The organism is Caballeronia sp. LjRoot31, assembly GCF_964253885.1.
GTDB lineage: Bacteria > Pseudomonadota > Gammaproteobacteria > Burkholderiales > Burkholderiaceae > Caballeronia.
This window is the reverse complement of sequence record NZ_CAXURX020000003.1, coordinates 1,778,792-1,799,096: the sequence shown is the minus strand read 5'-3', so window position 1 is coordinate 1,799,096 and position 20,305 is coordinate 1,778,792. Positions and strand designations below refer to the sequence as shown.

General features: G+C 61.4%; 18 protein-coding genes. 13 read left to right on the top strand and 5 right to left on the bottom strand.

The annotated features are described in order from the left end of the window. Window positions 1–202 precede the first annotated feature (202 nt). From ACSQ8V_RS36755 to ACSQ8V_RS36720, 8 genes are all read left to right on the top strand, one after another. Window positions 203–1,321, top strand: coding sequence for a thiolase family protein (locus tag ACSQ8V_RS36755; RefSeq protein WP_436209111.1), 1,119 nt, complete (start codon window positions 203–205; stop codon window positions 1,319–1,321). Window positions 1,322–1,330: 9 nt separating this feature from the next. Next, the gene (locus ACSQ8V_RS36750; protein ID WP_436209267.1) at window positions 1,331–1,735 is read left to right on the top strand and encodes a Zn-ribbon domain-containing OB-fold protein; all 405 of its coding nucleotides are present in this window, start codon (window positions 1,331–1,333) and stop codon (window positions 1,733–1,735) included. Further along, the gene (locus ACSQ8V_RS36745; protein WP_436209110.1) at window positions 1,725–2,507 is read left to right on the top strand and encodes an enoyl-CoA hydratase/isomerase family protein; all 783 of its coding nucleotides are present in this window, start codon (window positions 1,725–1,727) and stop codon (window positions 2,505–2,507) included. Before ACSQ8V_RS36750 ends, ACSQ8V_RS36745 begins: the two co-directional genes overlap by 11 nt. Before the next feature lies 1 nt (window position 2,508). Continuing rightward, the gene (locus tag ACSQ8V_RS36740; RefSeq protein ID WP_436209109.1) at window positions 2,509–3,573 is read left to right on the top strand and encodes a CoA transferase; all 1,065 of its coding nucleotides are present in this window, start codon (window positions 2,509–2,511) and stop codon (window positions 3,571–3,573) included. Continuing rightward, a complete protein-coding gene (locus tag ACSQ8V_RS36735) occupies window positions 3,574–4,731 on the top strand; it encodes a CaiB/BaiF CoA transferase family protein (RefSeq protein ID WP_436209108.1) in 1,158 nt (385 codons plus the stop codon). It begins immediately after the preceding gene. Between the two features lie 102 nt (window positions 4,732–4,833). Further along, on the top strand, window positions 4,834–5,769 hold the full coding sequence (locus ACSQ8V_RS36730) for a LysR family transcriptional regulator (protein ID WP_436209107.1): 936 nt from the start codon (window positions 4,834–4,836) through the stop codon (window positions 5,767–5,769). Between the two features lie 26 nt (window positions 5,770–5,795). Then, the gene (locus ACSQ8V_RS36725; RefSeq protein ID WP_436209266.1) at window positions 5,796–6,407 is read left to right on the top strand and encodes an MFS transporter; all 612 of its coding nucleotides are present in this window, start codon (window positions 5,796–5,798) and stop codon (window positions 6,405–6,407) included. Window positions 6,408–6,656: 249 nt separating this feature from the next. After that, window positions 6,657–7,511 carry an alpha/beta fold hydrolase gene (locus tag ACSQ8V_RS36720; RefSeq protein ID WP_436209106.1) on the top strand — a complete coding sequence of 285 codons (855 nt, stop codon included), beginning with the start codon at window positions 6,657–6,659 and terminating at the stop codon, window positions 7,509–7,511. 479 nt (window positions 7,512–7,990) lie between these two features. On the opposite strand, the gene ACSQ8V_RS36715 is transcribed toward ACSQ8V_RS36720, so the two are convergent. Next, on the bottom strand, window positions 7,991–9,193 hold the full coding sequence (locus tag ACSQ8V_RS36715; RefSeq protein ID WP_436209105.1) for a porin: 1,203 nt from the start codon (window positions 9,191–9,193) through the stop codon (window positions 7,991–7,993). Window positions 9,194–9,404: 211 nt separating this feature from the next. Here ACSQ8V_RS36715 and ACSQ8V_RS36710 point away from each other — a divergent pair, with 211 nt between their 5' ends. Next, window positions 9,405–10,358 carry a LysR family transcriptional regulator gene (locus ACSQ8V_RS36710; protein WP_436209104.1) on the top strand — a complete coding sequence of 318 codons (954 nt, stop codon included), beginning with the start codon at window positions 9,405–9,407 and terminating at the stop codon, window positions 10,356–10,358. 39 nt (window positions 10,359–10,397) lie between these two features. Here ACSQ8V_RS36710 and ACSQ8V_RS36705 read toward each other — a convergent pair whose 3' ends face one another. The 4 genes from ACSQ8V_RS36705 to ACSQ8V_RS36690 form a co-directional block, all read right to left on the bottom strand. Next, window positions 10,398–11,303: a GntR family transcriptional regulator gene (locus tag ACSQ8V_RS36705; protein WP_436185013.1), complete on the bottom strand. Its 906-nt coding sequence runs from the start codon at window positions 11,301–11,303 to the stop codon at window positions 10,398–10,400. A gap of 89 nt (window positions 11,304–11,392) precedes the next feature. Next, window positions 11,393–12,862, bottom strand: a complete 1,470-nt coding sequence (locus ACSQ8V_RS36700) for a serine hydrolase domain-containing protein (protein WP_436209103.1) — start codon at window positions 12,860–12,862, stop codon at window positions 11,393–11,395. 53 nt (window positions 12,863–12,915) lie between these two features. Then, window positions 12,916–14,172, bottom strand: a complete 1,257-nt coding sequence (locus ACSQ8V_RS36695; RefSeq protein ID WP_436185011.1) for an aspartate aminotransferase family protein — start codon at window positions 14,170–14,172, stop codon at window positions 12,916–12,918. A gap of 29 nt (window positions 14,173–14,201) precedes the next feature. Next, window positions 14,202–15,242: a phosphotransferase gene (locus ACSQ8V_RS36690; protein WP_436209102.1), complete on the bottom strand. Its 1,041-nt coding sequence runs from the start codon at window positions 15,240–15,242 to the stop codon at window positions 14,202–14,204. Window positions 15,243–15,636: 394 nt separating this feature from the next. On the opposite strand from ACSQ8V_RS36690, the gene ACSQ8V_RS36685 reads away from it, so the two are divergent. The 4 genes from ACSQ8V_RS36685 (at window position 15,637) to ACSQ8V_RS36670 (ending at window position 20,281) form a co-directional block, all read left to right on the top strand. Further along, window positions 15,637–16,761 carry a C45 family autoproteolytic acyltransferase/hydolase gene (locus ACSQ8V_RS36685; protein ID WP_213763619.1) on the top strand — a complete coding sequence of 375 codons (1,125 nt, stop codon included), beginning with the start codon at window positions 15,637–15,639 and terminating at the stop codon, window positions 16,759–16,761. Between the two features lie 120 nt (window positions 16,762–16,881). Continuing rightward, window positions 16,882–17,823, top strand: a complete 942-nt coding sequence (locus ACSQ8V_RS36680) for an ABC transporter permease (RefSeq protein ID WP_213763618.1) — start codon at window positions 16,882–16,884, stop codon at window positions 17,821–17,823. After that, window positions 17,820–18,653 carry an ABC transporter permease gene (locus ACSQ8V_RS36675; protein WP_213763617.1) on the top strand — a complete coding sequence of 278 codons (834 nt, stop codon included), beginning with the start codon at window positions 17,820–17,822 and terminating at the stop codon, window positions 18,651–18,653. Before ACSQ8V_RS36680 ends, ACSQ8V_RS36675 begins: the two co-directional genes overlap by 4 nt. Beyond that, on the top strand, window positions 18,650–20,281 hold the full coding sequence (locus ACSQ8V_RS36670; RefSeq protein ID WP_436209101.1) for a dipeptide ABC transporter ATP-binding protein: 1,632 nt from the start codon (window positions 18,650–18,652) through the stop codon (window positions 20,279–20,281). The genes ACSQ8V_RS36675 and ACSQ8V_RS36670 overlap by 4 nt, the downstream gene beginning before the upstream one ends. Window positions 20,282–20,305 lie beyond the last annotated feature (24 nt).

The window sequence follows — 20,305 nt, the reverse complement described above, 5'->3', positions numbered from 1 at the left end:
GTTCGGATCACCAGGGTCCTAATACCCAACCCGCGCGGCTCTATAATTTTTATCACTGGAGCGTTAGCGCGCGATGCTGTGGAACTGGCCTGGTTTATCGGATATCTAGCGTGAATATTATTTGTAGTACTACCGAAAACAGAAACTCGACATGAGACGTTTTCTGAAACATACCTAACGAAGAGTAATCAGTGGAGTAACCATGGACGGCTGGGATTTACGCGACAAGGTTTGCATTGCAGGAGTAGGGACAACGGCGTCGGGATCGTTTCCCGACAATGACAGCTATGGGTTGGGCGCGGCGGCCTTGAACATGGCGCTGGAAGACGCAGGACTGGATCACGGTGACATAGACGGGCTTCTGGTTTCCCGGATCCCGTCCTATGAGCGCTTTGCATTGATGACGGGGGTCAATCCCCGCTACTGCCTTCCTATTGACATGGCCGGACGCTTTGCGTCGGTTGCAGTGATGGTTGCCGCGCAAGCGATAGCGACAGGCGCGGCCCACACCGTGGCATTGGTCTATGGCAACAATGGCCGGTCAAAGAGGATGCTTTACGGAGGCGCCGAGGGGGGGCAATGGAACCCCTGGGGCATGACGTCTCCCGGAGCGACGCACGCCATGATGTATCGAGCCTACATGAATCAATTCGGCGCAGACACCGAATCGCTTGGAGACGTGGCGGTCGCTTTCCGAAAGCACGCGTGCCTGAATCCGGCAGCCTTAATGCGGACACCGATCACGCATGGCGACCATCGGTCGTCGCGGCCTATCTGCGAGCCCTTGAGGCTGCTGGATTATTGCCAGATCAACGACGGCGGTGTGGCCCTGATCATGACGTCGGCGGATAGAGCAAAGGATCTTCGCAAACCACCGGTCTTGCTCTCGGGATATTCGCGCTATGACGTGTTCGATGAAGCCGCTCCCCGGCTTGACTACTGGTATCCGGTCCTGCAAAAGATCGCCGGTGAAGTCTACGATCGCGCCGGGATATCCCGCAATGATATCGACGGGTTGATGATCTACGACAACTTCTCTCCAACGGTGCTATTCACTCTGGAAGGCATGGGGTTTTGCGCGCAAGGCGAAGCCGCGGATTTCGTGAAAGGAGGCACGCTGGAGCTAAATCGGGGCCGGTGGCCCACCAACACGAACGGCGGCCACTTGTCCGACAGCTACATGCAGGGTTGGGGACTGATCGCGGAAGCGGCGCGCCAGCTTCGCGGCGAATGTGGCGAGCGGCAGATTCCGAACGCGCGGGCCATTCAGTACACCGCCGCGACGAATATTTCGAGCTCGTTGATTTTCAGGAGAGATTAGACCGTGATCATGATGCCCCAACCCGCAATCGACGTATGGAACAAGCCGTTCTGGGACGCATGCTCGGAGAACCGGCTGATGGTGCAACTGTGCCAGACCACGAAGAAAACCTGGTTTCCTCCCTCTCCTGTCAGCCCATACAACCCGAAAGGCAGTTGGAACTGGATCCAAAGCACGGGCGAGGGGGCAGTGCTTTCCTGGGTGGTATTTCACCAGAAGTACTTCCCTGGATTTGCTGAACGCATCCCCTATAACGTTGCAATGGTTCGTCTGGACGAGGGCTTCGATCTCGTGACGAACATCGACGCTCCAAACGACGAAATTGCAATTGGCCGGCGTGTGTCATTGCGGTTCGAACGGCGCGGCGACGTGAACGTGCCGATTTTTGTGTGGGCGGATGCCAATGCGCAGTGACGAACAGAAAGTATGGGGCGATATCGTCGTGACGGATCGGGGATCGTTCGCCATCCTGACGATAAACCGGGAACCGAAGCGAAACGCAGTCAATCGCAGTTGCCGGCAAAACCTGATGCTGGCGCTCAGTTATCTGAACGGTCGCTTCCCGGTGGTCATCCTCACGGGAACGGGGTCCTCTTTCTGCGCGGGCATCGATCTGAAGGAGCGGGCGGACGACGTGGCCCGGGGAGATTTCTCCGCGTCGGCGGAATGGATCGACGTGAATGTTGCGATCCGCGAGCATCCGTCGATTTTCATTGCCGCCGTCAACGGTCTTGCATTGGGAGGCGGAGCTACGCTAATCAACGTCTGTGACCTGGCGATCGCGGCCGACACGGTCGAAATTGGCATGCCGGAGATGAGTTTCAGTACCTACCCGGCCATGGCGGGCCCGTCGACGCAACTGGCTCTTTCGCGCAAGCGAGTCTCATGGATGATGCTGACAACCGAGCGGATCACCGCGGCCGTGGCCGTGGAGTGGGGGCTGGTCAACCAGTGTGTTCCGCCGGCGCGACTCATGGCTAGCGCCGAAGAACTCGCGCAACGGATAGCGCAGTTCAACCCTATAGCGCTGTCTGCGGCCAAGCAGGCTATCGGTCAAATTCCCGCGAACATACGCGATTTGCGTCAGGCATTCCAATACGGCGAACTCGTCAACGCGAAAATCCAGTTGCGCAATGCCAATGCGAATCCATTCAAGGATGCGCTGCCGGGCGAGAAAGGAAACTGACATGCCATACCGGAACGCTTTTCCGCCAGCATCCGCAGCTGGGTCCAGGGTGGGCCCGCTGGATGGTCTGGATGTCATCGAAGTATTCGGGCCGCAATCCTGTGACATCGGCCGCGCTGCGGTGTCGTTTGCCGGGATGCTGGCTGCTCGCATGGGAGCGCGCGTCAAGCGGGTCCAGCCAGAAGGCGGTGACCCGATGCGCAATTGGGCACCTTTGATGGCGGACGGATCGAGCGCCGCGTCTCGCTTCTTGCTCGATTCCAAGCAACTCGTCGACAGTCCTGCGGAACAGGAGCCCGGCAGCTATCTGCTCACCGACGATGCCGGGGTGGCCGAGCAATGGGGAAACCTTCGCAAGGTGCTGGTGCGTTCGAGCTTCGAGTCGGACCGGCGCGCGCAGAGCGAGCTCACGATTCAAGCCGTCAGCGGCTTGCTGGATATTGTTGGCGAAGCGGGCCGGCCTCCCTTGGCGCTTCCTGGCTATCAGATGGCTTATGCCACGGGGTTGACGGCGTTTTCCGCTTTGCTCGCGCTGCACTGCTCGCAACTCTTCGCAGGTAAGTCGCAGTCGGCACAGGTCGCAGCCAGCGAGGTCGCGACGTGGCTCAACTGGAAGCACGGAATGTCCTCGGTGAGCGGAGTGCGCGAGACAGGCGTCAATCGTCAGGAGGAGTGGGAGGTCGTGCGTTGCCGCGACGGGTTTGTCGCAGCGATTTTCAGGGACCGGGACATGCCGGCTTTGGCCCGGCTGATGCGCAGCACCCGGCTCGAAGCGGAAGAATTCAAAGTGCTGAAAGTCAGGGCGAACCACCTCGGCGAGTTGCGCAGCATCATTGCGGACGCGCTTGTTGACAGGTCGAGGGATGAGATCGTCGCCGAGGCGCAGTCGCTCGGGCTGCCTTTCTCAGCGGTTTTACCGCCGCGGGAAGTGATCGACGATCCGCAGATGCATTACCGGGAATTCTTCGAAAGGGACGGCGGCGTTCTTTCTCCGCGTCTGCCGGTCCTTTGGAACGGATATCCCTTGACGCAGGCAGTGCGCGAGTACTCATGGAGGACGCTCTAAATGACCTACGAGTCTCTGCAAGGAATCCGCGTGCTCGACCTCGGAATCATCACGGCCGGGGCCAGCACGTCGGCCGTGCTCGCCGATCTGGGCGCGGAGGTGATCAAAGTCGAGGGCCCTTCATATACGGATCCGTTTCGCGAATGGCTGGGAACGACCAATGCACCAAATTGGTGGAACGAGAGTCCACAGTTCAGGGCGACCAACCGGAACAAAAGCAGCGTTTGTCTCGACCTCAAGAGCGAGCGCGGCCATGGCCTCTTCATGAAGCTGGTCGCGCAAAGCGATGTCGTGGTCGAGAATTTCAGGGCAGGGGTACTGAAGCGCCTCAGGATTGATTACGAAACGCTTTGCGCGGCGAATCCGGGGATCATCCTGGCGTCGATTTCCAGCCAGGGGCAGACGGGACCCGATTCCGGCAATACCTCCTTCGGCTCGACGCTCGAGGCCTCCAGCGGCCTTGCATACCTGATGCGTTATGCTGGGGAAACCCCCAAGATCACCGGTCGCGGCCTGAACTACCCCGATCAGGTCGCGTCACTGTTTGCCGCCAGCGCGATCATGGCCGCGCTCGTCGAGCGGCACCGCACGGGAACAGGGGTCGTGCTCGATCTCTCGCAGCGGGAACTGACTTCTTTCCTCGTCGGGGAAGCGCTAGTTGCGGCTGCTGAGGGAAACCCGCTAGAGTCGTATCCGATCGGGGTGCCGGCTGCAGTCGAAGGACTGTTCAGGGCGCAGGACGATCAGTGGGTCGCGGTGACGGTCGGGCGCGCTTCTGCAGCGGATGCGGCAAGCCTGATCGGGGAAGCACTGACACCGGACTCGTTGCGAGGCTGGATCGCCGTCCAACCGGCGGCGACGGCCGCGCGACGGCTGCGAGCGTTTGCCGCTGCCGAGGTTGTGTTGCAGGCAGGACAGCGCGAGGATCCAGACCGGCTTTCCACGACGAGCGCCTTCTCCAGGGATGATCAGGGATTGCAGGTCAAAGGGCTGCCAATGCAGATTGGCGAACATTGCCGCGATAAGTTCGTGTCCGCGCAGGCTTTGGGCGAAGCGAACGAGCGCGTGGCCTTGGACCTTATGGGCCTTCGTCAGGAAGAGTTCGATGCGTTGGTGAGCGAAAGGATTTTCTCCAACCGTCCCGACAAGGCGGGTTGAGGAATCGGAAACACCTGCCTTGGCGGTCTGCTCGCTAGTGTCGCATGATGATTCAAAGCCTGAGACGCGGATTTCGATAACGCGAGCGGCGAGGAGACGAACATGAAAGACCTGAACAACATTTTCGTGTTTGTGAAGGTAGCGGAGGCCAAGAATTTCACGGATGCGTCCCGCGTTCTTGGAATCACCAGTTCCGGTGTGAGCAAGATCATCACGCGTTTCGAGGCGGAACTCGGGGTGCGGCTGTTCAACCGCTCGACACGTTCGGTGAATCTCACCAACGACGGACTGAGCTTCCTTGAACGTTGCAAGGAAGTGTTGGGGGCCATCGCCGAAGCCGAAGACGGGCTGCGGCAAACCTGCGGATCTCTCAAGGGGACCATCCGGGTTACGATGCCGGTCGGGTTTGGCAGGCGAGTAGTCGCCCCTGCGCTCTTCGCGTTTGCCAAGCGATATCCCGGCATAACGATCGAGGCGGAGTTGAGCGACAGAGTGGTCGACCTCGCCTATGAACCCGTCGATGTGGCTATCGTGAGAGGCACGGTCCCTGATGCGCGGCTGATAGCGAAGAGATTGTGCACGCTGAATTTCGTCGCCTGTGCGTCGCCGGAGTACATCGCCCGTCACGGTGAGCCGAGCGACCCGGAGGACTTGGCGAAACATCATTGCCTGGCCTACATGGGGCCTCAGATGAGCCGCTATCGGGATTGGACATTCGAAAAAAACGGGCGTCCCCTGCATCTCACGGTGGGAGGGCGCGTCAACATGAACAGCGCCGAATCCTTGCTGGAGGCCGCAATTTCCGGTCTGGGTATCGTCATGCTCAGCACCATGTACACCGCCGACGCAATACGGGCGGGTCAGCTCAAGATGTTGCTGACCCGCTACGTGCCCCAGGGAACGCCGGTGTCCGCGGTCTATCTGCCCAACAAGCACTTGTCGCCGCGTATCCGTGTCTTTATCGACTTCCTGTCGAAACTGGTGCCGCCAACGCCGAACTGGGAACAGTTGCCGTGTCACGAAGGCGTCCTGTCATAGGGTCGATCCCGTCATGACGACCGGGAATCTGCCAGGCGGCAGTCTTTACGCAAGGACCCGGATTATCACGAGTCTGCGAATATCTCGGCGCGTCGGAGTTCCTGCTGCCGCTGATGTTGCAGCTTGGCTTCGGACTGTCGCCGATGACTTCCGGACTTTTGACGATGGCAACCGCGCTCGGCTCCCTGAGCACGCGCACCATTACCACTGTCGCGATGCGCCGTCTCGGCTTTCGCCGGCTGCTGGTCGGCGCAACGATATTCACCAGCCTGTTCTATGGCCTTTACGGCCAGTTCCGGCCGACTACCTCGCACGTGCTGATCTTCTGCACATTGATCCTGGGCGGCCTCTTCAATGCGCTGGCCATGGTCACGCTCAATGCGATCGGCTACGCGGAAATACCTAAGGCGAGGATGAGTCATGCAACCACGCTCGCCAGCATGGCGCAGCAACTGTCGGTCAGCCTGGGAGTGGCTATCGGGGCGGCGCTCCTGTCCCTGACCGCATGGTCATACGGCAGCAATGTTGCGCTTCCCGGCCCGGCCGACTTCATGCCTGCCTTCACCGCGGTTGGCTGCATGACGTTGATATCCGTCATGTTCTTTACGGGACTGCCGAAAGCGACTATGCCGAAGTGAATCGCAAGGAATGCGATGGCATCCAGATTAAGTTGAAGCATGGAACTTAACCCGAGCGGCTTCCAAAGGTACATCACATGCGCTTTCCTAGACGGCCCGCCAGGGCGTAGAGCATTCTCTTTCACGTTTCCTTGCCACTCCACGAACAGGGCAATCCCGATGAATAGCGATAACCGAAGCCCCCACGATTGGCTTGCCATGCTGGACAGCCGTGCGAGCCATCATCGCTGTCGCCTTAAGAGCGGTTTGATGATTTCATGGCGCGCTTTCGGCTCGGGTCCCAAACTGATTCTTCTTCACGGTGGTCACGGCAACTGGAAGCACTGGGCTCGTAATATCGACGCTCTCTCCGCCCGCTATGCGATATGGCTGCCCGACATGCCCGGATTCGGCGAGTCGGACGACCTGCATTCCCCCCATGACTTCGATGGGTTGGTCGATGCACTACTCGAGTCGATGGACGTTCTTTTTGGACCTGACGAGTACATCGGGCTTGCCGGGTTCTCGTTTGGCGGCCTCGTAGCCGCGCATGTGGCATCGCAACGCCGGGTGAGCGCCCTGGCCCTGTTGGGCGCGGCCGGACATGGCGGCGCACGGCGCGAGTACAGCCCGTTGAGGAATTGGCGGGACGCCGCGACGAGTGTCGAACGCCTCGATGCGCTGGAGCATAACCTCAAGGCGCTTATGCTGAGCGGCGATACGCCGGCCGATCCGCTCGGGATGGCGATCTATGAGGACGCGTGCGAGAACGCTCGATTTCGCAGCAAACATCCGTTGGCGACGGGCAAGCTCTCGCGAAACCTGTTGGACGTGTTGCGTAACGTGACAGCGCCTTTGTTGTTGATCTGGGGTAGTGAAGACGTGACCGCCAGGAATCCCGCACAGTTCGCGGTTCAACTTGACCACGTGCCACTCTGCCATGAGGTTGTAATCGTACCCCGGGCCGGCCATTGGACTCAGTACGAAAGGCCGGACGAAACAAACCGCATCTTGTTGTCCTGGTTCGACGATCAGAATCGTCGTCCACTGAATGGGGATTCGTCGACCGAAGAATTCATTAGGACTTCTCCAAATTCCTCACGAACGTCGGCTTCAGGGACCTAGTTGAAGCTTGGCCTTGGAACAGAGCCGGTACAGCGATGAGCGAGATCACCGAAGGGATCGAGCGAATAAGCGGTTTAGTCGGAAAGATGGCACTCGTGTCTACAGTTCAGGCAGCGAGCTCGAACATGGCAACTAGCCGGACAGGCAGCTGGGCGACGTACCGCAGCAAGACGCGGTGCTCGTCATGACATTGGTTATCGAAACGGTTCATTGCAAGGCGGCTGCCGGAATTTGGCTGTCAGCATTTCTAATGCGCGAAGCTGCTTGCAACCGGGGAATGCTTCGAGGGCCTAGCGAAAACGCTGATTTCAATTTGCATTTATTTTAAATAAAGTACAATTTATCCGTGCGCCAGCTCAATCGATCTGCAGGTAACGCTTCAGTGAGGTGCCGAACTCTTATCGAGCAGTCCGTGTTCGGCTCCGGTGGGACGTAGAAGATACCGGAGGAATCTTCTACGCGCGTATCCGTCAAATCGGTCAGAAACGGTGACGCACGCCGAACACGATGGCGGTTTGGACGTCGCTCGACGAGTTGGACAGGTTCGGAATGGCCGCAACTGCCGCCTTGCCGGTGGAGTCCACGCCGCTCGCGTGCTGGTGGATGCCGACAAGGTACAGGTCGGTTCGCTTCGACAGCAGGTAGTTCGCTGCGAGGTTGAACTGGCTATACGACGCGCCCGAAATCGTCCCGATCGAGCTGCCGCGCGTATAGCTGTACGCGACGCCAAGTTGCAGGAACGGGGTCACCAGGTAGGCGAGATTGATTTCGCCGATATTGAACGTCGCCGTGCCGGAGAGGTGACCTGGATTCAGGCCGGCCCCGGAGACGGATCCGACGTTCTGGAACTGTACATTGCTATATACGCCGCCGATCGTTGCATTGCCAATCCGGTATGCGCCGCCTGCGGTGATCAGTTGCCACGCGCCGGCTGACAGATAGCCGCTGTATACCGGCGTCGATGCGTTGATTGCACTCGTCGAAGTCGCTGTGTTGGCGCTCGGGTTGGTACCGAAGAGCGAATAGTTCGGATCTTTGGCCTTCTCGAACGCTGCGCCGAGTGCAAGCGGGCCATTCGCGTAGCCGGCGGCGAACCCATACAACTGGTTGCGCGTGAAATCGCCAGCCTGGCCGCCAAAGCTGTACAGCCCCTCGGCCGACAGGCCACGATAACTGGGGCTCGTGTACTTGACTGTGTTGTTGATGCGGAACGAGTTGTCGAGGTTGTCCATATCACCCGGGTGTGCGCCATAGATGCTCCCCCATTCGGTGGCGGTGACTTCACCATAGGCATTGCCAGATTCAAAGCCGCTCACGTAGTCTCCGGCGGGATCGTATTGGCGACCAGCTGTCAGCGTACCGTAGGCCGCACTCGACAAGCCAACGTAGGCCTTCCGCCCGAAGAGCGCGCCGCCCTGGCCGAGCGTGCCGTTCGCGGGGCTAAAGCCTCCCTCGAGGCGAAAGATCGCATTGAGTCCGCCACCGAGATCTTCGATGCCCCGCATGCCCCAGCGCGAGCCCTCGAGGTTACCGGCGGTCATTGAATACTGTGAACTGCCCTTCGCATTGGAGCTGTACGTGAGACCGTCGTCGATCAAGCCGTAAAGCGTCACGCTGCTTTGCGCATGCGCCACGCCGACGAACGAGGCGAGCGCGGCGATCATGGGGAGCGTTTTTTTCATCTTTGATTCCTCTGTGGTAGTAATTGTCGCCAACCGATTCACGTATATATATGAAGGATTGCAAATTATTCTAGTTAGCCGTTTTTTGATCAGGAAGACCGCTTCGTGGCATCGCGATCTAAAACAGGGATCATGAAGACGCATTTGATTAACGCGTGACGGTTCGTCGAACCGTTGATGTGACGGAATAACCTGAAGAGCAGGTATCGAGATGACGTTGAGCCAGTTGAGGGCGTTTTGTGCAGTGGTAGATCAGGGGAGCTTCAGGGCGGCAGCTCGGGCGCTCGATGTCGCGCAGAGTGCGCTGACCCGTGCTATTCAGACTCTGGAAGCGGAGTTTGCGGTGCCGCTGGTGAACCGCACGCCTCGCGGCATTAGCTTGACGCCGTTCGGCGAACAGTTGCGGGGGCGCGCGCGATCGATCCTTGCCGATTGCGACCGTGTCGGCCACGACATGCGCCTGTTGCAGGGCGAGCCGAGCGGCAACATCGCGGTGGGCCTGACAGCCGAACCTCTTTCGGAGCTCCTGTCCCCCGTATTGACCCGGTTCGCTGTCCGGTTTCCTCGGGTGTCGGTCCACGTGTCGAGCGGCTCGACGCAAACGCTGATACACAAGGTGCGCGACGGTCAGCTCGACTTCGCATTGTGCCCAATCGCACCCCATGTCACGGACATCGACCTGTCTATCGAGCGGCTGTATCAGTCGGTGCCGGCGATCATCGCGCGCCGTGCCCATCCGAAAGCGCGTGCAACGTCGATTCGCGAACTTGCCGATTGCAAATGGGTCGGTTTCAGGACCGACGGCATCACCGGCGGCTCGGCGAACCGTTTGTTCAGCGTGTTCGCGACGCTCGACCTGACGCCGCCGAAGATCACCATCACGGCTGACTCGCTGCTGGAGTCGCTGCATCTGGTATTGTCAACCGACTACCTGATGCTCGGGCCGAAGGTGCTGACCGAACAGGATCTGTTCGCGGGCTCGGTGACCGCGGTGCCGGTGCGCGAACGTTTCAGCCAGCGCGACGTATGCTTCGTCCGCCGCCACGCGTCATCGCCCACGCTTGTCGCGCAGGAACTGGCCGGCATGCTGGTCTCATATTCGCGCATGCAGAGGCGACCGGTCGCTGCCGGTCTTACGGACGGCGAGGTCACCGTCCGGCGTTAGAAGACGGGCCCTGCCGTCGCGAGAACCAGCCCATGCGTCTCACATCTGGCTGGACGTTGACAGGTGGTGCTTCATCAGCGCGATTGCCCATTCCCGGTCGCTTCGCTCTAGCGCATCGAGGATTTCCAGATGCTGTTGGCACGAGTCGACGAGATTGATGTTGCGCGTCACGAAGTTCGAATATTCCTCGAAGCGCCGCAACTGGTTCTGCTGACGTACCGCCTGCTCGACGAAACGGTTACCGGAAAAGCGCGCGAGCATCTCGTGGAAGCTCGCATTCATCGCGAAGAAGTCTGCCGGCGATTTCGCCCGGCGCCGCGTATTGATGTAATGCAGATGTGCGCTTCGCGATTCCTGCAATTCTTTCTCGTCAACGTGGAATCCCGGCTCGGCGAGCCCGCCGCACTCGATCATCATGCGAAACCGGTAACTCTCATTGATTGCCTCGGTTGATTCGAGCATGGGCGAAAAGGTCCAGCCATGACCGCGGCGCCGCTCGATCAGGCCCTCGCGCGTGAGTCGCAGCAGCGCGCGCGTGACGAGCCGCTTTGGCGCGTCGTAACGCCCAAGAATCTCCGATTCCGAGAACGGCGACGACAGCTGGTTGGTCGCGCGATCCGCGATGATTGCGCGGTAGATCTCTTCTTCGCTCGCCTGCTCGGAGGTAAGCGGATCGAGGGCAAGTTCGGGCGCGACTTCGGCGACGAACACGCCGCTGTTCGCGCGCGATTCGACGAAGCCTTGTTCCTCGAGCAGTCTGAGCGCCTGTCGCACGGGCGTGCGCGAGACGTCGTATTGCTGCGCGAGCGCAGTCTCGGTCAGATGCTCGCCACGCGCGAATTTACCGTCCTTGATCTGCTGCGCGATGCGTTGGGCCAGATCAGTCTGGAGCGAGCTCGGCTGCTGGCTCGGATCGTGGCGTACGGGTTTCAGTCGTTTGTTCATCCCTCATTGTCTTTCTTTTAAAGAATATGCACAACCTGCCGCGCGTACAGTATCACGCGAATGCCAGTTGCTCGCCCGTGGGGATGCGACTAGGTATCAGACGTGACGACACGGGCGCGGATCGGCGGCCGTTCGAGCGCACCGGAGTTCACGTTGACGCTACGTTCGAGCGTGAGGTTGTCGCCGTCGAAACGGCAGACGACCGTGTCGCGGAATGCTGATTCGACAAAAATCCAGGTCATCACGAACGTACGGTCGTCTTGCCACACGCCGCTTGCGACGACACGCATCATGTCGGGCTGATATTCGTGATGCAGCTTGTGCCCGGTCATCGACGTATTGCCCTCGACCGGCTCGGCCAGCCCAACGTCGATTTCGTGCGTACCACGCGCGTCTTCGACAATGAACCGGCATTGATCGTCGCGGAATGCAAAGCGGAGTGCGCGAACGCCGTCCTCGTTATCGTCGGCGACGTAGGTTTTGCCGGAAACGCGGACTGCGCATTCCGCCCAGGCGGGACCGGTCGGTAACGTCAGACACAGCGCGTTCGTGCGTGCCTGAAGAGCGGCGAACGCGTCGTCGTTGTCCGGCAGGGGCTGCGTTTCGAACAGCGCCGGGAAGTACCGGAACGCGAACCTGCCAGTGAAGTTGCTGCCGGCCGGCATCGCGGCGGTTACCGCGAGCACCGCATCATGGTTCGGAAACACGAACACGAACTGGCCGAACAGCCCGCGTGCCGAATAATTGTCGGGTCCGAGCCACCACTGGTAACCGTATTTGCCGGGCACATGCGCGGCCTGCACTGCGGCGACCCAGTCCGCCGGCAGGATCTGCCGCCCGTTCCACAGGCCGTTGCGCGCATGCAGCACGCCGAGCTTCAGCGCGTCGGCGGTGCGGCAGCTCAACCCGTTCGCCCCCGGGCTGATGCCATGGGGGCCGGTCGGCCACTCGTAACCGGTGATGCCGAGCGGCTCGAACAAGCGCGGCCGCAGATATTCGCTCAACGGCTCGCCAGTGGTTCGCGTGATGATCGCCGACAGCATGTAGCTCGCCGCGCTTGTGTAGAGGTGTGCCGTGCCAGGGACATCGGGGACCGGGATCTTGAAGAACTCGGCGATCCAGCTCGTGCGTATCGGGCGCCATGCGGAACCCGATACGTTGATGCGGTGTCCGGTGCGCATCGTCAGCAGGTCTTCGATTGTCATCGCGGCGAGGTTCGCATCGGGCACGCCAGGTAGCAGGTCGTCGAAGAACGAAGTCACTTTGTCGTGCAACCCGAAGCGGCCTTCGGCAAGCGCGAGGCCGACGCCACATGCGGTAACGCTCTTGGTCAGCGAATGCATCATGTGCAGCCGGCCCGCATGATAGGGCGACCACCAGCCTTCGGCGATCACCGCGCCGCCGCGGTACAGCATGAAACTGTGTAACTCGAGATTGGCGGCGGCGACTTCGTCCAGAAATGCAACGATGCCTCGTGATGACACGCCGTGGGTCTCCGGGCGGCCGCGGGCCAGACCATCGAAAAAAAGATGCGCAGGCGCGGCGTGATTGAAATTCATCGGGAAGTTTCCTCGTAGCCGAAGACTACGCGTAGGTTGACGATGCCGCGCTGTTACGCAGCGACGATCCTTTCGAGCGCGAGCAGCAAGAAATCGGCGTTCTCACGGTTGAATGGCAGCGGCGGGCGGATTTTCAGCGTGTTGCCATTCTTTCCTGTCGTGCCCGTCAGCACGCCTGCGCGACGCAGTTCGTTGACGATCCGTGTCGCTGCCTGCCGGGGTGTTTCGTTCGCGTCGCGGCCCTGTGCAATGTCGACGCCGACAAAAAGCCCGCTGCCACGGACCTCGCCAATTGTCGGGTATTTCTGCGCGAGCCACGCAAAGCCGCCCTTCAGATATTCGCCGGTGAGGCGAGCGTTGTCGATCAGCCGTTCGTCTTTGATCACGTCGAGTACCGCGAGTGCGACAGCGCACGATACCGTGTTGCCGCCGAAGGTATTGAAGTACCGCGTGTGCTTCGAGAACGCCGCCATCAGTTCGGGACGCGCCGCCAGCGCAGCGATGGGATGACCGTTGCCCATCGGCTTGCCCATTGTGACGATGTCGGGCACGACGCCATGCCGCATGAAACCCCACATGTATTCGCCGGTGCGTCCGAAACCGGGCTGCACTTCATCGGCGATGAACAGGCCACCCGCGTCGTGGATCGCGCGCGCGGCTTCGGCGAGAAAGCCGGGTGGATCGCAGACGACGCCGTCGCTCGAAAAAATTGTGTCGACGAGCAGGGCCGCTGGCTTGACGCCGTCAGCCCGCATGCGTCCGATGCACTCGCGCACGCGCTCGGCGAACTGCGCGGGACCGTCTTCGCCAAGCGGTGCGGCGATCGCGTAAACGTCGCGGCCGAGTGGAACGCGCGATGATGGCGACATGCCGGAAGTCGTCTCGCTGGTGCCGTGGTACGCGCGCTCGGTGATGATGAAGCCGGTTCCCCCGGTGACGAACTTGCTGACGCGGATCGCGAGATCGTTCGCTTCGCTGCCCGTGCAGACGAACACCATGTTGCCGATCTCGGCCGGCATGGTCGACAGCAGCCGGTCCGCAAGTTCCACCGGTGCGTCGGCGAGATATCGCGTATGCGTGTTGAGCCTGGCTGCCTGCGTCGCGAGTGTCGCGACGACATGCGGATGGCAATGGCCGACGACCGGCACGTTGTTGTACGCGTCGAGATACGCGCGACCGTCGGCGTCGTACATCCAGACCCCCTGTGCACGGACCATGTGCAGCGGTTCGTCATAGAACAGGCCGTAGGTTGGGCCCAGCAGATCCCGCCGGCGCGACAGCAGGTTCGGATTGGTCGAATGGTTCGTCATGTCTTTCCTTGTCATGGGGGGCCGGCGCGCTAGGTGAAGCGGATCGACATGACCTTGCGGACCATGTCAATGCGCCGCGCGAGGTCGGCTTCGGTTTTCGGTATGAAATGTCCGCTAGACGGGTTGCGCAAGTGATGCCACGCCGGAATCAGCATGCCCATCACCAGACGCGCCGCGATATACCAGTTCAGCACCGCGAGCTCCGCGGGCAGCAGCGGCTCGACAGAGCGATAGGCGTCCACTGTCTCGGCAAGATCACGCTCCAGCGACTCAAGCGCAGTGATCTGCGAACTCGCGACGATCGCGACATCGGCGACGAGTGCCGTCTCGACGATGTCGCCGAAATCGATGAGTCCAACGATACGCGTGTTGTCGTGCGGGTCGACGAGCAGGTTGCGCACGTTCATGTCGTTGTGCACGACCTGACGCCGCAGCAGCGCCGAGACTGGGCGCGTTGCCGCCTCGAACTGCGTCACGAAGCCGCCGATGAACGTGGATGCGCTAAAACCGGGCACCTGGTCGAGGATGTCAAGTAGCGCCGACACGCGGGACACATCCCACAGCAGGGGCCGGCGCGCCGCCGGATGGTCGAACGTGCGCAGAATACTTCCGAGCCGTGCCGCGAGCCGGCCGCAGGCCACGCGCTGCGCGGCTGAGCGTTCTGATGTCAATAGCGGCTGGCCCGGCAGCCACGTCAGCATTCTGGCGATTCGCGGATGCCCCGCGGCGTCGACGATTGGGGTAGCCGTGCGCGCGCGCCGATCGATGCAGACGCGTGGGCAAGGGAACTCATTGTCGGAAGCTGCGACGTGCAACAGCGCGGCCGTCGCCAGGTCGATCACGCTCGGGTCTTCGGCAGGACTGGCGACCTTGAGAACATAGCGCGTTGCGCTGGCTGTCTCCAGGCGGAAATTCTCATCCTGTTCACCGGTCAGCCGCCTGGCCAGCGCGTCGATGCCGTAGTGCTCCAGAGCGATTGCACGCGCTTCATCGCAGGAAATCGTAGCGGTATCGCAACCCGCTGCCGCCTCTGACATGTCAGGTCGATCGTCGTATTCGTCGGTATTCATGCGCTTTTCAGGCGGGTTCCCGCAGTTAAGGCCGCCGGCGGACCGCTTTGGCGGCGGCGCACGGAGCTGGATGGCATGGCAGTGCCGCAATCATAGTGTATTTTAATAAATAAAAAAACAATTAGACTCACCGTGGTCCACGGTGATGCCAGTGCGCTTTACGCCTCGGGTAATGATGCAGTACAGATGGCCGTGGCGCTTGATTCAGCGGAGATGTCCGTAATTTTCCGATTCCGATCTGCTGACGAAACGGACCGACCGGGTGGTGAGCCAGGTCGGCCAAGAGAGTCAGTGCCGCGCCAGGTCAATCATCGTCCTCGATTTATTTTGACAATATTGTATTTTTCATCGAAATAGACCATTATCGGCGCATTGCTTCCCAACCCGAAATCTCATGTCCCTGCCAGCGCCTTTCCCGTTCGTAGAAACTTCCGGTTCGCCTTATCAGCGCGGTTTGCAGCATGGCCAGGCCGTGCCGCAGCGCGTCGCCGCGAGCATTGCCCTGTATCGCGAGCAACTGCTTCGCCGCGACGTCGGCGAGCCGCAGATCCGCGTGCTCGCCCAGACGATGGCGTCATGCATCGAGCGTTTCGATGCCGACTATCTTGCCGAAATGCGCGGTATCGCCGACGGAGCGGGCGTGTCGCTTGAGGACGTGATCGTGATCAACTGCCGGACCGAGATGATGTTCGGCCACGACGCGCTTGTCAGCAACGCGAGGCTCGCGGACGAACCGGGTGATGGCTGTACCGGACTCATCGTGTTGCCAGACGCATCGGAAACGGGGCGGCTGATCCATGCGCACAATTGGGACTGGCGTGAGGAGTGCACCGAGACCGGTATCGTGCTGCGGATGCAGCGTGGCGACGGCCCGGACCTGCTGATGTTCACCGAAGCGGGTTCGCTTGCGCGCCACGGTTTCAACAGCGCCGGTGTATCGCTGACCGGCAACTTCTTGTGGTCGGACCGTGATTACACCAAGCGCGCGGACGTCCCTCTCGTGCTGATCCGCCGCAAGATGCTGGAAGCTGAGAACCTCTGTCAGGCGATGAAGCTGTTGTGGAGCGTCGATCGATTCTGTTCGAACAACCTGATGCTGGCGCAGGCGGGCGGTGAAGCGGTTGACCTCGAATGCGCGCCGGACGAGATCTTCTGGCTCACGCCGGAAAATGGCTTCATCGTGCACGCGAACCACTGGATCTGCCCGGTCGCGCGGACCAAGCTGCGCGATCTCGGCCCGCGCGCCAACCCCGATTCGATCTACCGGCAACGGCGGGTGAGCGCTCGACTATCGGCTGCGCGCCTTGAGGCGCCGCATCGGATCGGCTGGGACACTGTGAAGGCTGCGCTGGCTGACGATTTTCCGGCGCCCGACGGCGTGTTGCGCCGTCCGAAACCCGCAAGCCACGCGAGTATCTCGGCGACGGTTGCGACCACGCTGATGGATCCCGCGGACCGCCGGATGTGGGTTGCGCGTAAGCCATATGAGGGCATCCAGTTTGCCGAGTACCGGCTGTAGCGCATGTAAATGGCAGGCCCGGCGCGAATGCGGCAAGCCGTCGGAGGTCTGCATCGGGCCGATGCCATTCCCGGCGTCCGGCGCATGCCGGAACGTTTTATTCAGTTCGAGGAGTGCACTATGTTTCGCTTTGCGGTAAGCCGGCTTGGCTCGATAGTGCCGACGTTGCTGGTGGTGACGCTCATTGTCTTCGCGATGCTGCGGCTGTTGCCGGGCGACCCCGCGCAGCAGATGCTCGGCGACGCGGCGACGCCTCAAGCGCTGGCGGCGCTGCGGGCGAGCTACGGCCTGACCGATCCATTACCGATGCAGTACGTACACTGGCTCGGCCACGCGTTGCGTGGCGATCTCGGCCGTTCGCTAATCAATCAGGAAAGCGTAACAGTGCTGATCTGGTCGCGCTTCAAGTTGTCGCTGTCCATCGTTCTCGCTGCGGTACTGCTTGCAACGGCAATCGCGGTACCGGCTGGGATTGTCGCCGCCCGCTTCAGGAAACAGTGGCCGGATGTGGCGATTGTCGCCGCCTCCGCGCTCTTGCTGTCGATTCCGTCGTTCTGGCTCGGCATTTTGCTGCTGATGCTGTTCGGCCTGCGGCTCGGCTGGGTGCCGGTGGTCGGCTACGTGCCTGTCAGCGAACATCCTCTGCAAAGCCTCAGTTATCTCGCGTTGCCGGTCCTGGCGCTGACGATGATCCAGGTCGGCGCGCTAACGCGGATGATGCGTGCAAGCGCAATGGACGTGCTGCAACTCGAGTACATCTCCCACGCGCGCGCAACCGGTCTGTCCGAAGCCCGGGTGATGCTGCGCCATTGCCTGCCCAACGCGTTCGCCCCGACATGGACCTTGATCGGTTTGTCGCTCGGGCATCTGCTAGGCGGCATCGCAGTGATCGAAACAGTGTTCACGTTGCCGGGCCTCGGCCGGCTGCTCGTCGATTCAATCTTCGCTCGCGATTATCCGGTGGTACAGGGTTGTCTGCTCTTTACCGCGGTTTTTTACGTGCTCGTCAACCTCGTGGTGGATCTGTGCTACTTCTTGTTCGACCCGCGAGTCGCCGCATGATGCGCCGGCTCAAACTGCGCAGGCCGTTTGCGGCCGCACTCGGCGGCATACTACTGGCGGTTCCGCTTGGCTTCGCAGTACTTGCCATCTGGTGGACGCCCTACGGCATCACCCAGATGGACTTCGTGAACCTGCTCGCACCGCCGTCTGCGCAGCACTGGCTAGGCACTGACGAATTCGGCCGGGACGTGTTGTCCCGCTTGATGGCAGGCGCCTCGCTCAGCATGATGATCGCCTTCGAGACGATGCTCGCGACCGCCGCGGTCGGCGCGCTGCTAGGCGGCATTGCCGGCTATTTCCGCGGTATGTTAGAGCGCGCGCTGAACCTTGTCGCGAACGCGCTGCTGTCGTTTCCGGGGATCATGCTGGCGCTCGGGGTGACGATGATAGCCGGCCAGTCGCCTGGTGGCATCGTGCTGGCACTGTCGTTCGCGTACGCACCATCGGTATATCGGATCGTGCGTGCGTCGGCGCTCTCGGTGCGCAGCCGTGAGTATGTCGAAGCATCTTGTCTGATGGGCAACTCGTCGCTGTACACGCTGTTCCGGCATGTGCTGCCGAACTGCCTTTCGCCGCTGATCGTGATCGCGACCAGTATTTTCGGCTGGTCGATCCTCGCCGAGTCGGCGCTGTCGTTCCTCGGCATGGGCGTGCCGCCTCCGGCACCGAGCTGGGGCAACATGCTGGCCGATGCAAGGCAATACATGGACAGCGACGCATTGCTGTCCATTGTGCCGGGCCTGTGCATCGCCGGTGTGCTACTTGGCGTGAATCTGCTCGGCGATGCGCTGCGCGACCGCTTCGACCCGCGCATGGAGGGGCATTCGTGAACCCGCCTTTCTCCACGCTGCTGAGCGTCGATCACCTCGTCCTCGGCGTGCCAGGCCGGGAACGGATCGTCGACGACGTGTCGTTGAGCGTCGGGATGGGCGAATTCGTAGCGGTGGTCGGTGAATCCGGCAGCGGCAAAACGATGATCGCGCGCTCGATTCTCGGCTTGCTGCCGGCACCGGTGTGTCATCTGTCTGGCACGATCACCCTGCAAGGCACCGAGCTGACGAACCTGAATCCGCATGCGCTGCGCAAATTACGCGGCGCGCGTATCGGCATGGTGTTCCAGGAGCCAATGGCCTCGCTCAATCCGGCAATGCGCATCGGCGCATCAATGGCGCAAGGCCTGAAGCAGCATACGCGCATGAGCGCCGCCGAGATCCGCGATGCGTCCCTGGCGATGCTGCGGCGCATCGGTATCGACGATCCTGCCCGCTGCCTCGCCGCGTATCCGCACGAGTTCTCCGGCGGCATGCGCCAGCGCATCATGCTGGCCTCCGTCATGCTGCTCAAGCCCGCGCTGCTGATCGCGGACGAGCCTACTACCGCGCTCGACACGGTTACGCAACGCGAAGTAATGGAGGTCATGGTCGAACTGACCCGCGAAGCCGGCACGGCGGTGCTGCTCATTACGCACAACCTCGGTCTCGTGGCCCGCTATTCGAATCGTGCGATCGTGCTGTGCCGCGGCCGCGAGATCGAAAAGGGCGCGGCGCGTACGTTGCTGCAGGCGCCGCGCGATCCCTACACGCGCCAGCTGATCGCCGCGCTGCCGCGTCGCGAGGTTCGAGCGCCGGTCGCACGCGAAGGCATGCCGCTGTTGTCGGTGATCGACCTCGAAGTCGTGCATCCGGGCCGGCGCGGCTTGTTCGGCGCCCGCAGTGCACCGCTGAAGGCCGTCGACCGCGTCAGCTTTGACATCTTTGCTGGCGAGACCGTGGCGATTGTCGGCGGCAGCGGGTCGGGCAAGACGACGCTCGGTCGCGCCATCGTGCAACTCGTGCGCATGAGCGGCGGCCAACTGCTGTTTCGTGGCCGCGACGTGCTGCGCGCCGACGGCGCGCAATTGAAGGCGTTCCGCAGACAGTGCCAGATGGTGTTTCAGGATCCGTATTCGTCGCTCGATCCGCGCATGCGGATCAGCGCAATCGTCGCCGAACCGTTGCGGCATTTGCCCGAATTCGCCACCCGGACGCAGCGCGAGCGGCGCGTGGAAGACGTGCTGACCGAGGTCGGCCTCGCGGGCTTCGGGCGGCGCTTTGCGCATCAGCTGTCGGGCGGCCAGCGGCAGCGGGCAGCGATCGCGCGGGCGATCGTCACGCGTCCGGCGCTGATCGTTGCAGACGAACCGATCTCGGCGCTCGACATGACGCTGCAGAAACAGGTTCTGGCGCTATTTCAGCAACTGCAGTCAGAGCATGGCTTCGCGTGCATCTTCATCTCGCACGATCTCGCCGCGGTCGAGCAGATCAGCGATCGGGTGCTCGTGATGCACAAGGGGCGAGCAGTCGAGACCGGCGAACGCGATGCCGTATTCGACGCGCCGCAGCACCCCTATACGCGCACCCTGCTCGACGCATCGCCGCACGTTGACTTGCCGGCCCAGCCATTCGCCACCAGCGCCTGAAGTGTCTATTTACGTCCCGGTCAT